Source organism: Burkholderia sp. MSMB1459WGS, from assembly GCF_001534535.1.
GTDB lineage: Bacteria > Pseudomonadota > Gammaproteobacteria > Burkholderiales > Burkholderiaceae > Burkholderia.
The window spans coordinates 27,444-42,805 of the sequence record NZ_LPMU01000087.1 but is presented as its reverse complement, the minus strand read 5'-3'; the positions used below and the strand labels follow the sequence as shown (position 1 = coordinate 42,805).

11 protein-coding genes are annotated in these 15,362 nt (G+C 69.0%); 5 read left to right on the top strand and 6 right to left on the bottom strand.

Translation table 11 applies throughout. The annotated features are described in order from the left end of the window. The first annotated feature begins 1,701 nt into the window (after positions 1 to 1,701). Entirely contained in the window at positions 1,702 to 5,274 is a 3,573-nt protein-coding gene (locus WT97_RS31525) for an indolepyruvate ferredoxin oxidoreductase family protein (RefSeq protein WP_060355097.1), read from the top strand. Positions 5,275 to 5,366: 92 nt separating this feature from the next. Here WT97_RS31525 and WT97_RS31520 read toward each other — a convergent pair whose 3' ends face one another. Next, the gene (locus WT97_RS31520; protein ID WP_059506402.1) at positions 5,367 to 7,034 is read right to left on the bottom strand and encodes a Na+/H+ antiporter; all 1,668 of its coding nucleotides are present in this window, start codon (positions 7,032 to 7,034) and stop codon (positions 5,367 to 5,369) included. 308 nt (positions 7,035 to 7,342) lie between these two features. Between WT97_RS31520 and WT97_RS31515 the strand changes: the two genes are divergently transcribed. The 4 genes from WT97_RS31515 to WT97_RS31500 all read left to right on the top strand — a co-directional run bounded on the left by WT97_RS31515 (position 7,343) and on the right by WT97_RS31500 (position 10,374). Next, positions 7,343 to 8,629, top strand: a complete 1,287-nt coding sequence (locus WT97_RS31515; protein ID WP_059506401.1) for an EAL domain-containing protein — start codon at positions 7,343 to 7,345, stop codon at positions 8,627 to 8,629. Between the two features lie 145 nt (positions 8,630 to 8,774). Beyond that, positions 8,775 to 9,161 (top strand): hypothetical protein, encoded by a 387-nt coding sequence (locus WT97_RS31510; protein ID WP_060035832.1) that lies wholly within the window; start codon positions 8,775 to 8,777, stop codon positions 9,159 to 9,161. After that, a complete protein-coding gene (locus tag WT97_RS31505; protein ID WP_059506396.1) occupies positions 9,158 to 9,562 on the top strand; it encodes a hypothetical protein in 405 nt (134 codons plus the stop codon). Before WT97_RS31510 ends, WT97_RS31505 begins: the two co-directional genes overlap by 4 nt. Positions 9,563 to 9,645: 83 nt before the next feature. Next, a complete protein-coding gene (locus WT97_RS31500) occupies positions 9,646 to 10,374 on the top strand; it encodes a copper homeostasis protein CutC (protein WP_060355096.1) in 729 nt (242 codons plus the stop codon). A 19-nt stretch (positions 10,375 to 10,393) separates the two neighbouring features. Here WT97_RS31500 and WT97_RS31495 read toward each other — a convergent pair whose 3' ends face one another. The 5 genes from WT97_RS31495 to bioA form a co-directional block, all read right to left on the bottom strand. Next, positions 10,394 to 10,795 carry a hypothetical protein gene (locus WT97_RS31495; protein WP_059506392.1) on the bottom strand — a complete coding sequence of 134 codons (402 nt, stop codon included), beginning with the start codon at positions 10,793 to 10,795 and terminating at the stop codon, positions 10,394 to 10,396. Positions 10,796 to 10,980: 185 nt separating this feature from the next. Next, positions 10,981 to 12,000 (bottom strand): biotin synthase BioB, encoded by a 1,020-nt coding sequence (gene bioB, locus WT97_RS31490; protein WP_060355095.1) that lies wholly within the window; start codon positions 11,998 to 12,000, stop codon positions 10,981 to 10,983. Between the two features lie 38 nt (positions 12,001 to 12,038). Further along, positions 12,039 to 12,758: a dethiobiotin synthase gene (gene bioD / locus WT97_RS31485; RefSeq protein WP_060355094.1), complete on the bottom strand. Its 720-nt coding sequence runs from the start codon at positions 12,756 to 12,758 to the stop codon at positions 12,039 to 12,041. Further along, positions 12,755 to 13,948 (bottom strand): 8-amino-7-oxononanoate synthase, encoded by a 1,194-nt coding sequence (bioF, locus tag WT97_RS31480; protein ID WP_060355093.1) that lies wholly within the window; start codon positions 13,946 to 13,948, stop codon positions 12,755 to 12,757. Before bioF ends, bioD begins: the two co-directional genes overlap by 4 nt. Next, positions 13,945 to 15,291, bottom strand: a complete 1,347-nt coding sequence (bioA, locus tag WT97_RS31475; protein ID WP_179949823.1) for an adenosylmethionine--8-amino-7-oxononanoate transaminase — start codon at positions 15,289 to 15,291, stop codon at positions 13,945 to 13,947. The genes bioF and bioA overlap by 4 nt, the downstream gene beginning before the upstream one ends. Between the last annotated feature and the right edge of the window lie 71 nt (positions 15,292 to 15,362).

Sequence of the window (15,362 nt, the reverse complement as noted above, 5' to 3'; positions counted from 1 at the left end):
CGCGCTTGTCCGCCTTCTTCAACGACTCTGCGCGCTGTGCAATTCAATGGTGAGCGTGAGTTCGCGACCGGCGCGCCGCCCTTCAGGATGCGGCTGTTCGACCGCCGACGCCACGCGAAGCGATGCTCCTGTCAGGCCGAGGAGTCAGATTGCGAGCAACGGCTACGCGCATTTCCGTGTGGATATCCGTCCGCCGGAACGACTCGCGGCACTGTGTATCTCGACGGTGAGCATCGGTGCCTGATCGCGTGATGAGCCGCTTCCAGTATGGACCGCCGCTCGTCGGCGTCCTTCGAGACGCGCGGCGGTTATCGATCGGAGAACGCTCATCCATGTGGATATCCGGCCCACTCCATCACTCGAAGCACTGTGGTTTTCAACGGTGAGGGTGCCCGGATGGCCAGGAGGCAACGCAGATCCACACGTGGACAACCGCCACCGCAGCCAGTTGAGCCCCTGTGTATATCAATGGTGAGAGTGAGTCGGCAATCGTATGGCCTGCGTGTTCAGGCGAGGACATCCGGCCCACTTCACCACTCGAAGCGCTGTGGTTTTCAACGGTGAGGGCGCCCGGATGGCCAGGAGGCAACGCAGATCCGGACGTGGACAACCGCCACCGCAGCCAGTCGAGTCCCTGTGCATATCAACGGTGAGAGTGAGTCGACAATCGCACGGCCTGCGTGTTCAGGCGAGGGCATCCGGCCCGGTCAATCACTCGAAGCGCTGTGGTTTTCAACGGTGAGGGTGTCCGGATGGCCAGGAGGCAACGCAGATCCGGACGTGGACAACCGCCACCGCAGCCAGTCGAGTCCCTGTGCATATCAACGGTGAGAGTGAGTCGACAATCGCACGGCCTGCGTGTTCAGGCGAGGACATCCGGCCCACTCCACCACTCGAAGCGCTGTGGTTTTCAACGGTGAGGGTGCCCGGATGGCCAGGAGGCAACGTAGATCCGGACGTGGACAACTGCCACCGCAGCCAGTCAAACCCCTGTGTATTTCAAAGGTGAGTGCGAGCCGGCAATCGCGCGGCATGCGGGTTCCGGCGAGGATATTCGCCCTCCAAACCCACTCTCGACGCTGTGTATTCGAGCGGTGAGCGCAAGCAGAGGACCGACGAAACCCCGCGATTTCCGATGTGGATATCCATCGCCGCGACCCACTCGCCAAGCTGTGAATTTCAACGGTGAGCGCCGTTGCCCGAGTGTCCCGCATGTCGATTCCGGATGGGGACATCCCGGCCCCGACGCCACTCGAAATGCTGTGCAATCGAACGGTGAGCGCGCGAGCCCGATCGGCCGAAGGGGCGGCGGTGTGGACATCCGTCGCTTCCGGCCACTCGGAACGCTGTGCATTTCAATGGTGAGGATGACGGCCGATGCCGCCGAAACCCTTGCCGGTCGGGGTTCGAGCGCCGATCGCCGGTCGGGCGGCGATCCTTGCGACTTGCGCCGGCTTTTCCGCCCGAGCGTCGACCGCCCCCGACGCATCACCCACCGCGCTCCCGCTGCCCGCGCGAAAACTCTCTCAAATATCGGCAGAAAGCTGCGCAGTTTTTCTCGCCGCACGCCGCTCCGAGCAAGATGAGGAAAAACATTCTCGGCTGCGCGCGAAAAAATAGAGCCATTCGCTGCCGGCGCCCCGCGTCACCCGACGCCCCGCCGCGCACGGCCCAGAACAGCACAATCCGGAGACTCCCCCCATGACCGCCCGCCTGCCCGTCGACGGCACGCCTGCCCTGTCCGACTACCGCCTGACCGACAACCTGACCGCGACGCGCGGCCGGATCTTCCTGACCGGCACGCAGGCGCTGATTCGCCTGCTGCTGATGCAGCGCGCGGCCGACGTCGAGCAGGGCCTGAACACGGCCGGCTTCGTCAGCGGCTATCGCGGCTCGCCGCTCGGCATGGTCGACCAGCAGCTGTGGAAGGCGAAGAAACTGCTCGACGCGAGCGGCGTGCGCTTCCTGCCCGCGATCAACGAGGAACTCGGCGGCACGGCCGTGCTCGGCACGCAGCGGGTCGAGGCCGACCCGGAGCGCACGGTCGAGGGCGTGTATGCGATGTGGTACGGCAAGGGCCCGGGTGTCGATCGCGCGGGCGACGCGCTGAAGCACGGCAACGCGTACGGTTCGTCGCCGCACGGCGGCGTGCTGGTCGTCGCGGGCGACGACCATGGCTGCGTGTCGTCGTCGATGCCGCACCAGAGCGACTTCGCGATGATGGCGTGGCACATGCCGGTCGTGAACCCGTCGAACATCGCCGACATGCTCGAATTCGGCCTGTACGGCTGGGCGCTGTCGCGCTACTCGGGCGCGTGGGTCGGCTTCAAGGCGATCTCGGAAACGGTCGAGTCGGGCTCGACCGTCGACCTCGATGCGTTGCAGACACGCTGGCCGGCACCGGCAGGGTTCACGCCGCCCGCCGGCGGCCTGCACAACCGCTGGCCCGACCTGCCGAGCCTCACGATCGAGGCGCGCCTCGCGGCGAAGCTCGACGCGGTTCGCCATTTCGCGCGTACCAACAGCATCGACAAGTGGATCGCGCCGAGCGCGCACGCGAACGTCGGGATCGTCACCTGCGGCAAGGCGCACCTCGACCTGATGGAAGCGCTGCGCCGCCTCGACCTGACGGTCGCCGATCTCGACGCGGCCGGCGTGCGGATCTACAAGGTCGGCCTGTCGTATCCGCTCGAGATGACGCGCGTCGAGACCTTCGTCGACGGGCTCGCCGAAGTGCTGGTGATCGAGGAGAAGGGGCCGGTCGTCGAGCAGCAGATCAAGGACTACCTGTACAACCGCACCGAAGGCGCGCGCCCGCGCGTGCTCGGCAAGCATGACGCGGCCGGCGCGTGCCTGCTCTCCGAGCTCGGCGAGCTGCGCCCGTCGCGCATCCTGCCGGTGTTCGCCGACTGGCTCGCACGGCACAAGCCGGCGCTCGACCGCCGCGAACGGGTCGTCGATCTCGTCGCGCCGCAGATCCTGTCGAACGAGGCCGATGCGGTGAAGCGCACGCCGTACTTCTGCTCGGGCTGCCCGCACAACACGTCGACGAAGGTGCCGGAAGGCTCGATCGCGCAGGCCGGCATCGGCTGCCACTTCATGGCGTCGTGGATGGAGCGCGACACCACGGGGCTGATCCAGATGGGCGGCGAGGGCGTCGACTGGGCCGCGCACGCGATGTTCACCAACACGAAGCACGTGTTCCAGAACCTCGGCGACGGCACCTACTTTCACTCGGGCATCCTCGCGATCCGCCAGGCGGTCGCCGCGAAAGCGAACATCACGTACAAGATCCTCTACAACGACGCGGTCGCGATGACGGGCGGCCAGCCGGTCGACGGCAGCATCTCGGTGCCGCAGATCGCGCGGCAGGTCGAGGCCGAAGGCGTGTCGCGCTTCGTCGTGGTGTCCGACGAACCGGAGAAGTACGACGGCCATCACGGGCAGTTCCCAGCCGGCACGACGTTCCATCACCGCAGCGAACTCGACGCGGTGCAGCGCGAATTGCGCGAGACGCCGGGCGTCACCGTGCTGATCTACGACCAGACCTGCGCGGCCGAGAAGCGCCGCCGCCGCAAGAAAGGCGAATTCCCCGACCCGGACAAGCGCCTGTTCATCAACGACGCGGTGTGCGAAGGCTGCGGCGATTGCGGCGTGCAGTCGAACTGCCTGTCGGTCGAGCCGCTCGAAACGCCGCTCGGCCGCAAGCGCCGCATCGACCAGTCGTCGTGCAACAAGGACTATTCGTGCGTGAACGGCTTCTGCCCGAGCTTCGTGACGGTCGAAGGCGCGGCGCTGAAGAAGGCGGCCGGCGCCGCATTCGACGAAGCGGCGCTCGCCGCGCGCGTCGACGCGCTGCCGGTGCCGGCGACGCATCTCGACGCGGCGCCGTTCGACATGCTCGTGACGGGCGTCGGCGGCACGGGCGTCGTGACGGTCGGCGCGCTGATCAGCATGGCCGCGCACCTCGAAGGCAAGAGCGCCTCGGTGCTCGACTTCATGGGCTTCGCGCAGAAGGGCGGCTCGGTGCTGTCGTTCGTGCGGATCGCATCGAGCGACCGGTGGCTGAACCAGGTGCGCATCGACACGCAGCAGGCCGACGTACTGCTCGCATGCGACATGGTCGTCGGCGCGAGCGCCGAAGCGCTGCAGACGGTGCGTCACGCGCGTTCGCGGATCGTCGTCAACACGCACCGGATCCCGAATGCGTCGTTCGTGCAGAACCCCGACGCGAACCTGCACGCGGATGCGCTGCTCGAGAAGATGCGCCACGCTGCCGGCGACGGCTACCTGTCGAGCTGCGACGCGCAGGCGCTCGCCGCGAAGTTCCTCGGCGACTCGATCGGCGCGAACATCCTGATGCTCGGCTTCGCATGGCAGCTCGGCCTCGTACCGGTGTCGCTCGCCGCGATGATGCGCGCGATCGAGCTGAACAACGTCGCGGTGCCGATGAACAAGCTCGCGTTCTCGATCGGCCGGATGGCGGCCGGCGACGCGGCGGGCCTCGACGCGTTGTGGAACGCGCGGCATGCGGTGGCCGCCCACGCCGCGCCGGAGACGCTCGCCGAGCTGATCGCCGATCGCGAAGCGCGCCTCGACGCATACGGCGGCGCGCGCTACGTCGAGCGTTACCGTGCGCTGGTGAACGCGGCGCGCGCGAAGGGCGACGACGCGCTCACGCGCGCGGTCGCGACGACGTTCTACCGGCTGCTCGCGGTGAAGGACGAATACGAAGTCGCGCGGCTGTACACGGACGACGCGTTCCGCACGGCGCTCGAAGCGCAGTTCGAAGGCGTGCCGGGCCACGCGTACCGCGTGAAGTTCAACCTGGCGCCGCCGACGGTCGCGAAGGCCGGCAGCGACGGCGCCGCGCCGAGGAAGCGCGTGTTCGGCCAGTGGATGTGGCCGGTGCTCGGCATGCTGGCGCGCGTGCGCAGCCTGCGCGGCACGTGGCTCGATCCGTTCGGCCGCACGGTCGAGCGCAGGATGGAGCGCGCGCTGGCCGACGACTACGAAACCACGCTCGCGCGTGCGTTCGCCGCGATGACGGCCGGCAATGCGGCGCAGGTCGTGCAACTGGCCGACCTGCACGCCCGCGTGCGCGGCTTCGGCCACGTGAAGGTGCGCAACCTCGCCGGCGTGAAGCGCGCGGAACGCGAGCTCGCATTGCAGCTCGGCATCGACGCGGCGACGAGCGCGGCCGTGCAGCACGCGCTCGACGAGATGAAGGGAGCGGGGATGCTGAAGGGGATCCCGGTCGTCGTCGCGAAGTAACGCGATCGCGAGCGGAGGTGAGGACGGCGACGCCGATGCGTCGCCGTTTTTTCATGCCCGAGGGCGGCGGCGCGCAGGCCGCGGCCGGTCGCTCAAAGAATGCCTTTCTTGCGCGTCGACAGCGCGGTTTCGGACAGGTCGATCTCGCGAAGCAGCTTCGTCAGCGTCTCGTCGGAAATCTTGCTGTCGCTGCGCAGCCGATACAGCGCCGAGCGTTCCGCACGCACGGCCGCGATCCGCATCTGCAGCTCCATCGTTTCGGCCTGCTGCGCTTGCGCGCGCGGCGTGGGGCCGTCCTCGGCCAGCGCGGCCAGCCGGCGGCGGTACTGGTCCATCACGCGTGCGGAGATGTCCGCGCAGCGTGCCGCGCCCGATTCGTCGAGATCGGCCGAGATCGCGTCGTGCGACGAATCGACCGCGCGGATCGCGGCCTGCGCGGCGGCCGAGCGTGCGATGCGCTCCTCGTCGCCGAGCGGGTTGCGCGTCGAGCGCACGCCGCGCAGCAGCAGTGGCAGGCCGATCACCGCGACGATCAGCGAGCCCAGGATCACGGCCGACGCGATGAAGACCGCGGTGTCGCGGCCCGGCAGCGGCACGCCGTCGGACAGCGCGACCGGGATCGACAGCACACCGGCGAGCGTGACCGCGCCGCGCACGCCGCCGACCGTCATCACCGCGATCGTGCGCACGCCGGCCATCGTGCCGGCGAGGCCATGGCGCGCGGCGCGGCGGCTCGCGAACCAGCGCAGCAGCCACACCCACAGGAAGCGGATCGCGTACAGCGCGAGCATCATCGCACACACGTTGAAGATCATGCGGCCGACCAGCGCGTCGCTCGTATGGTGCGCATCGACGAGTGCGCGGCCGATGATGTGCGGCAACTGCAGCCCGAGCATGATGAACACCATGCCGTTGAACACGAACTCGATCATTGCCCACGTGCTTTCGGCGCGCACGCGCGACGCGACGGTGCTTTTGCGCGAAAAGCTCGTGTAGTTCATCATCATCCCGGCCGACACGGCCGCGAGCACGCCCGACAGGTCGAGGTGCTCGGCGAACAGGTAGGCCGCGAACGGCACCAGCAGCGTCATCACGATGCCGGGGGCCGGGTCGCCTTCCTGCTCGGCATTCAGGAAGCGCGTCGACAGCGCGCTGAACACCCACGACACGATCGCACCCGTCGCGAGCCCGCCGGCCGCGACGATCACGAACGTGACCGATGCGGCGCGCAGCGAGAACACGCCGGTCAGCGCGGCCGCGATCGCGAACTTCAGCGCGACGAGGCCCGACGCGTCGTTCATCAACGCCTCGCCTTCGAGGATGTGCATCAGTTGCGGCGGAATGCGCCCCTTGCCTGCGATGCCGGACAGCGCGACCGCATCGGTCGGCGACAGCACCGCCGCGAGCGCGAACGCGATCGGCAGCGGCAACTCGGGAATCAGCCAATGCGCGAAGTAGCCGACTGCGAGTACCGTCATGAACACGAGGCCGAACGCGAGCATCAGGATCGCGCGGCGCTGCAGGTAAAGCTCGCGTTTGGGAATTCGCCAGCCGTCCGCGAACAGCAGCGGCGGAATGAACAGCAGCATGAAGATTTCGGGGTCGAACGTGACGTGCAGGTTCAGCTTCGGCCACGCGAGCATCGCGCCGAACGCGATCTGCATCAGCGGCAGCGGCAGTTGCAACGGCAGGAGGCGCGTGACGGCGCCGGACAGCGCGACGGTCAGCAGCAGGATGAGGACTGTGAAGACGATTTCCATCGATACGGCGGATAGGCAGAATGAAACGGTCGTACGGAGTGTAGCGTGCCGACGTGACGGATGCGCTCGAGCGGCCGGTGCGCGCGCACGGAAATGGTGCGCCGGCGGTGCGCCACGATGGTGCGGCGACCCGGCGCGGCCGTGCGGCGCATGGGGTCCGCGCACCTTGCACGGAGCTTGCTTGAAGGTAGGCAGCCGCCCGGCCCGAGCCGGGCAACCGAGGGTCCAACCATGACATTGCGCGCGCCGTCCCGTTCGTCGTCCGTTTCGCCGGACGCCGCGTTCGACTGCATCACCAGGAGAAGGGCATGACGATCGTGCAACAGGAGCGTCCGGCCACCGCGTCGCCGTACCGGTTCGAGCGGGAGATGAGCTCCGGCTTCGAACGGCTCGCGACGCAGCACCGCGACCTGACGCTCACGACCGTATTCCAGCCGATATTCAGCCTGTCGCACCAGCGTGCGGTCGGCTACGAGGCGTTGCTGCGCGCGCACGATGCGCTCGACCGCGCCGTGTCGCCGCTCGACGTGTTCGGCGAGGCCGCGCGCCGCGGCGAACTGCTGCAGCTCGACCGGCTCGCGCAGGCGCTGCATCTGGAGAACTTCGCGTTGCTCGGCGCGGAGCGCGAGTGGCTGTTTCTCAACGTCCATCCGGGCGTGCTCACGGATCCGTTCCAGGCGGCCGCGCTGCTCGCGAACCTGAAGCGGCTCGGCATGCCGCCGCGACGCGTCGTGCTCGAAGTGCTCGAACAGCGCGCGGACGACATCGAGCGGCTCGCGGAGGCCGTGCGCGAATTCCGCACGCACGGCTTCCTGATCGCGCTCGACGATTTCGGCGCGGGCCACTCGAACCTCGAGCGGATCTGGCAACTGAACCCGGACATCGTGAAGCTCGACCGGATCATGCTGTCGCACGCGGCGCACCGGACGGGGCTTACCGCGATCCTGCACGGGCTCGTGACGCTGTTGCACGAGGCCGGCAAGCTGGTGCTCGTCGAAGGGATCGAGACCGAGCACGAAGCGCAGATCGCGCTGTCGTGCGAGGCCGATTTCGTGCAGGGCTACTACTTCGGCCGGCCCGCGCCGGGGCTGCCCGACAGCGCGGCCGCGACCGGCTGCATCGGCGAGCTGACCGAGCGCTTTCGTCAGCAGACCGAAGCGCGCGAGCGGCGCGACACGCAGCGGCTCGCCCCGTACCTGCGTGCGTTCGAACGGGCGGCCGAACGCCTCGAGGCCGGCGAGCCGCTCGACGAGGTGTGCTGGAACTTCCTCGCGCTCGACGCGGCCGCGCGCTGTTTCCTGCTCGACGCGCAGGGCCGGCAGTCGGGCCGCAACGTCGTGCTGCGCGCCGATCGCGCGCTGGCCGAGGCGCGCTTTTCGCCGCTGGCGGACGCGCAGGGCGCGAACTGGCTGCGCCGGCCGTATTTCCGCTCGGCGATCGCCGAACCGGGGCGCGTGCAGGTCACGCGGCCGTACCTGTCGATCAACGAGGCGCAGCCGTGCGTGACGCTGTCGGTGGCCGTGCGCGTCGGCGATGCGCAGCGCGTGCTGTGCGGCGATATCGACTGGAGCGACGAGGAAGCGCCGGCCGGTTAGCGCCGAGCGCCGCGCATGCGGCGATTGTCACGATCCGGACGCGCCGGCGCCGCACCATCGTTGCGCTCGACGCGTGCTTCCTCGACAATGGCGCGATCGCGCCGTCCCGGGGGCACCATGACGGCGGATAACAACAGGAAAACAAATGAAAAGACCGATTTCGCTGACGATCCTCGCGTGGATCCTGATCGTGACCAATGCGATCGCGTGCATCTATACGCCGTTCTCGATCCGCGCGCCGGCTGCGCAGGCGCTGATGTCGCACTATCTGCTGCCCGTCTGGGCGACGCTCGGCGTCAGCGTGATCGTCGAAGCGACGAACGTCGCGATCGGCGTCGCGATCCTCAAGGGCCGCGAGTGGTCGCGCAACGCGTACTTGGCGACGTCCGGGTTCGGCTTCGCGTTCTCGCTCGTCAACATGCCGTCGACGATGTTCGTCGCGATGATTCCCGGCGTGCTGCTGTTCGCGCTGTTCGTCTACCTGCTGTTCCGGCGCCCGGCGACCGCGTATTTCCGGCAGGCGCTCGCATGAAGGTTCTGCGTAACGCACTGGCGATCGCACTGTTCGCGATCGCTGGCATGTGCGTGCTCTGCGCGCAGACGATGGCGTTCATCAGGATCGGCCATCCGGGCTTCATGATCGTATTCGGCGCCGTGCTGTTCGCGGTGTCGGCCGTGCTCCTTGCCGTGGGCGCGTTCGCCGGCGCATTTCGGCCGCGTGCGCGCGGCGTGGGCATCGCGTTGCTCGTCGCGACCGCGACCACCGCGCTCGGGATGATCGGTTGGGTGGCGATGCTGATGTCGCCTGAGTTCGTCGACGTGATGCGGCAGCAGGGGCTGCACGTCAGCGTGCGGATGTTCCGGTTCATGCCCGGTTTCGCGGTGACGGCGTTGTCCGGCCTGGCTGGCGCCTGGCTCGTGCGGCGCGGCTGACGCGGGCGGCGGCCTGCCCGCTGGCGCGGGTCGCGCCGCTCCGCTACGATGCGCGCATTGTCCTGACGATACGCGAGCCGCCGATGATCCGAACCGCTGCTTCTTCCGTGCTCCTCGAAGTGATCGCCACGACCGTCGGCGATGCGAAGACCGCCGCCCGCGCGGGCGCCGACCGGCTCGAACTCGTGACCGCGATCGGCGAAGGCGGGCTGACGCCGAGCGTCGGCCTGATCGAAGCCGTCGTGGCCGCCGTGCCGATTCCGGTGAACGTGATCGTGCGGCCGCACAGCCGTTCGTTCGTCTACGACGCCGACGATCTGCGCGTGATCGAGCGCGACGCACGCGCAGCTGTCGCGGCCGGCGCGAACGGCATCGTGTTCGGCGCGCTCGATGCGCGCGGCGACATCGATCTCGACGCGCTCGCGCGCATCGCGGCCGCCGCGGACGGCCGCGACCTGACGTTCCACCGTGCATTCGACGTCGCGCGCGACCTGAACGCCGCATTCGACGCGCTGCTGCGCGTGCCGGCCGTCACGTCGGTGCTGACGTCGGGCGGTCATCCGTCGGTGCTCGATGCGGCCGCGACGATCGCGCGGATGGTGCGGCACGCGGAAGGCTCGACGTGCACGGTGCTGGCCGGCTCGGGGCTGACCGTCGATGCGGTCGGCGATTTCGTCCGTACGACGGGCGTGCGCGCGGTGCACTTCGGCTCGGGCGTGCGGCCGCGCGGCGAGGTGCTGGCACCGGTCGACGAGCGGCTCGTCGCGAGGGCGCGCGCAGCGCTCGACGACGTGGCGCGCGTGCCGCGTTGACAACACGCGTGCGTGCTCGTCAGTCGTAGCGGATCGTCAGATCCTTCAGAATGTCGACGCTTCCCCATTTGAACGAACAGCGACGGCCGACCTCGAGCGCCGTGCCGTCGCGCGTCTCGCTGACCGGCGCGCAGCCGCCCGAGATCTTCACCGTCGGCGTGCCTTGCCGCGACAGCGGGAACTCGATCGCCGCGTCTTGCGGAATCGTGTGCGTCAGCGCGACGTCTTCGACGTAATCGTCCGGCAACGTGAAGATCAGTGCGCGATCGACCTTCAGCGTGTAGTAGTCGTGCTGGAACGGTACGCTCGTCACGCACAGCTCGCTGGTGTGTCCGTTCAGCGTCTGCGTTGAACATTTCGGTTCTGCGGCGTGCGCGGTAGCCGCGACGAAGCCGAGCACGGCGACGGCGATTTTGTTCATTCCTGTTTCCCCCGAGTGTGATTGGATGTCGGCCCGACGGGCCGTGTGTCGCCGCGCGCGATCGCTACGGCGAACGGGGGGAAATATTAGTGCGGACGCGATGCCGATGCACACAGCCCGTGACGTTCGTTGACAAAAAAAGCCGGGACACGTCCCGGCTTTCGTCGCGGCAATGAAACTGCCGCTTACGCGTTTTCCGCCAGCGCATCGGCCTGGCTCGCGCGAATCCCGAGGCGCTCGAACAGCGCGCGATCGCGCTGCGTCTGCGGGTTGCTCGTCGTCAGCAGCTGGTCGCCGTAGAACATCGAGTTCGCGCCTGCGAGGAAGCACATCGCCTGCATCGCGTCGTCGAGCTGCTCGCGGCCGGCCGACAGCCGCACGACGGCCTTCGGCATCGTGATGCGCGCAACGGCGATCGTGCGCACGAATTCGAACGGATCGAGCGGCGCGGTGCCTTCGAGCGGCGTGCCTTCGATCGCGACGAGATTGTTGATCGGCACCGATTCCGGATACGGATTCAGGTTCGCGAGCTGCGAGATCAGGCCCGCGCGCTCGCGGCGCGATTCGCCCATCCCGATGATGCCGCCGCAGCACACGTTGATGCCCGCGTCGCGCACGCGGTCGAGCGTGTCCAGCCGATCCTGGTACGTGCGCGTCGAAATCACCTGGCCGTAGAACTCCGGCGACGTATCGAGGTTGTGGTTGTAGTAGTCGAGGCCCGCGTCGGCGAGCTGCTGCGCCTGCTCGTCCTCGAGCATGCCGAGCGTCATGCAGGTCTCGAGGCCGAGTTCCTTCACGCCGCGCACCATCTCCGTCAGCGCCGGCATGTGGCGCTCCTTCGGGTTGCGCCACGCGGCGCCCATGCAGAAGCGGCTCGCGCCGTTCGCCTTCGCCGCGCGCGCGGCTTCGAGCACCGCGTCGACGTCCATCAGCTTCTCGGCCTTCAGGCCCGTGTCGTGATGCGCGGACTGCGAACAGTAGCCGCAATCTTCCTCGCAGCCGCCCGTCTTGATCGACAGCAGCGTCGACAGCTGCACCGCGTTCGCGTCGAAGTGCTCGCGATGCACCTGCTGCGCGCGGAAGATCAGGTCGTTGAACGGCAGCTCGAACAGCGCGACGACGTCGGCCACGCGCCAGCGCTGCGGCGCAGGCGCGGCCACGGCGATCGCGTCGGGTTGCACGGCGGCGGTCTGGGCTTGAGTCATGGTGATTTTCCTTCTTTCTTGAATGCGGAATGAGGGCGTCAACGCTGCGCGGCGCGCAGCGTGTCGACGAGCGCGGCGATGTCGAGCATCGCCGCGGCGGATTCGGGGTGGGCCGGATTCATGTGCGCAATCCGGCCGATGAGCGGCGCGCGATGCTCGCGCGCGAGCCAGTCGCGGATCGTCGCGACGTTCTCGTCGGCGAACGACATCGCCGGATCGACGTGGTTCGCGACCCAGCCGGCGAGCGTGAGGCCGCGTGCGCGAATCGCATCGGCGGTCAGCAGCGCGTGGCTGATGCAGCCGAGCCGCACGCCGACGACGAGCACGACCGGCAGGCCGAGCGCGACCGCGAGATCGGCGGTGTCCTGCGTGTCGTTCAGCGGCACGCGAAAGCCGCCGACGCCTTCGACGACGACGACGTCCGCGCGCGTCAGCGCTTCGCGATGGCACGCGACGATCGTGTCGAGGTCGAGCGTCACGCCTTCGTGCGCCGCGACGATGTGCGGCGCGGCGGGCGCCTTCAGCAGGAACGGCGTGCGCAGCTCCGGCGGCAGCGCGACGTTCGCGGCCGCGTCGAGCTGGTCCGCATCCTCGTTGCGCCACACGCCGTCGCGCTCGTACGCGCCGGCCGCGACGGGCTTCAGCGCCGCGGCGCGCAGGCCGTATCGCGCGAAGCCGTGCAGCATCGCGGCCGACACGAAGGTCTTGCCGATTTCGGTATCGGTACCGGTGACGAACAGCGAAAGCGGTGCGTTCATGCTGCAACCTCGCTCGCTTCGCTGGCTTCGATCAACGCGGCTTCGAGCCGCGCGAGATCGTCGAACGAATGCGCGGCCGACAGCGACACGCGCAGCCGCGACGTGCCGGCCGGCACCGTCGGCGGCCGGATCGCGGGCACCCACAGGCCGTGCGCGTCGAGCGCGCGCATCGCGGCGAGCGTCGCGTCGTTGCTGCCGATCACGAGCGGCTGCACGGCCGTGTGCGAATCGACCGGCTGCCAGCGCGTGTTGCGCAGCAGTGCGCGCGCGCGTTCGATCAGCGCGGCGAGGTGCGCGCGGCGCGCGTCGCCTTCGTCGCCCGCGATCAGCTTCAGGCTCGCCGAGACCGCATGCGCGACGGCCGGCGGCGCGGCGGTCGTGAAGATGTAGCTGCGTGCGCGCTGGATCAGCCATTCGATCACGGTTTCATGCGCGATCACGAACGCGCCGGCGACGCCGGCCGCCTTGCCGAGCGTGCCGACGTACACGAGATGCGGCGAACGCAGCGCGGCGGCCGCGAGCGCGCCGCGACCCTGCGGGCCGAGCACGCCGAAGCCGTGCGCGTCGTCGACGACGAGCCACGCGCGGTGGCGTTCGGCCAGCGCGACGAGTTCGGCGAGCGGCGCGACGTCGCCGTCCATGCTGAACACGGTATCGCTGACGATCAGCTTCGTTTCGGCGTCCGACGCATCGAGCAGCGCGGCGAGCGCGGCCGTATCGGCGTGCGGATAGACCTGCACGTTCGCGCGCGACAGCCGCATGCCGTCGATCAACGATGCGTGGTTCAGTGCGTCGGAAAAGATCGTCGCACCCTTGCCGGCGAGCGCCGTCATCGCGGCGAGATTCGCCATGTAGCCGGTGCTGAAGTACAGCGCGCGCGGCGCATCGGAGAAGCCGCCCGCGAAACCCGCGAGTTCGTCCTCGAGCCGGGCATGCGCGCGCGAATGCCCGCCGAGCAGGTGCGAGCCGCCGCTGCCGGAGCCGTAGCGCTGCGCGCCTTGCGCGAACGCGGCGACGAGCGCCGGATGCGCGGCGAGGCCGAGGTAGTCGTTGCTCGCGAAGCCGACGATCTCGCGGCCGTTCACGGTCATGCGCGCGTCGCACGCGGTATCGGCGATGCGGCGCACGCGGCGCAGCCCTTGGGCGTCGAGATCGGCGAGGCCGCGTTGCAGGGTGTCGAGCAGGCTCATCGGCCGAGGTCCTCCAGCGTGGCGTCGAGCGTGTCGCGCGTGTGTTGCGCGAGCCACGCGATGTCGTCGTCGCTCATCACGTACGGCGGCATCAGGTACACGGTCGTGCCGATCGGGCGCAGCAGCAGTTCGCGCGCGAGCGCCTGTTCGAAGAAGCGTCGCGAGAAGCTGCGTGCCGCATCGCCGTCGAGCGCGACGTCGAACGCGAACAGCGTGCCGCGCTCGCGCAGGTGGCGCACGTGCGGATGCGCGTCGAGCGGCGCGAGCGCCGCGCGCAGCGTCGCCGATTTGCGGGCGTTGCTCGCGAGCACGTCGTCGCGCGCGAACAGATCGAGCGTTGCGACGGCCGCGCGGCACGCGAGCGGGTTGCCCGTGTACGAATGCGAGTGCAGGAAGCCGCGCGTCGTGTCGTCGTCGTAGAACGCCGCGAACACGTCGTCGCGCGTGAGCACGAGCGACAGCGGCAGGTAGCCGCCGCTGATGCCTTTCGACAGGCACATGAAATCGGGCCAGACGCCGGCCTGCTCGCACGCGAAGAAGGTGCCCGTGCGGCCGCAGCCGACCGCGATCTCGTCGGCGATCAGGTGCACGCCGAATTCGTCGCACAGCGCGCGCAGCCCGCGCACGTACGACGGATCGTGCATCGCCATGCCGGCCGCGCACTGCACGAGCGGCTCGACGATCAGCGCGGCGATCCGGTCGCCGCGTTCGACGAACAGCCGCCGCACGTCCGCGAGCGCGCGGCCCGCGACGTCGGCGGCCGTCTCGCCCGGCAGCGCGCCGCGCGCATCGGGCGACGCGACGACGTGCGCGTGGCGGATCAGCGGATCGTACGCATCCTTGAACAGCGCGACGTCGGTCACGCCGAGCGCGCCGATCGTCTCGCCGTGATAGCTGTTCGCGACGCAGACGAATTCCTGCTTGTTCGCGCGGCCGCGGTTGCGCCACGCGTGGAAGCTCATCTTCAGCGCGATCTCGACGGCCGACGCGCCGTCCGACGCGAAGAACGCATGGCCGAGCGTGCGCGCGGTGAGCGCATGCAGCCGTTCGGCGAGTTCGATCGCCGGTTCGTGCGTGCAGCCGGCGAGCATCGCGTGCTCGAGCGTGTCGAGCTGGTCCTTCAGCGCCGCGTTGATGTCCGGGTTCGCATGGCCGAACAGGTTGACCCACCACGAGCTGATCGCGTCGAAGTAGCGGCGGCCGTCGCGGTCGTACAGCCACACGCCCGCGCCGCGCGCGACGGGGACGAGCGGCAGGCGCTCGTGATGCTTCATCTGGGTGCAGGGATGCCAGACCGCGCGCAGGCTGCGCGCGACCCAGTCGTCGGTGGCTGGCGTACTCAAGGCGACTCCGGGGGTAAAACGGCCGCGCGGCATCGACGGGATGCCGCGCGGCGGAACACGAAACGCGCAGA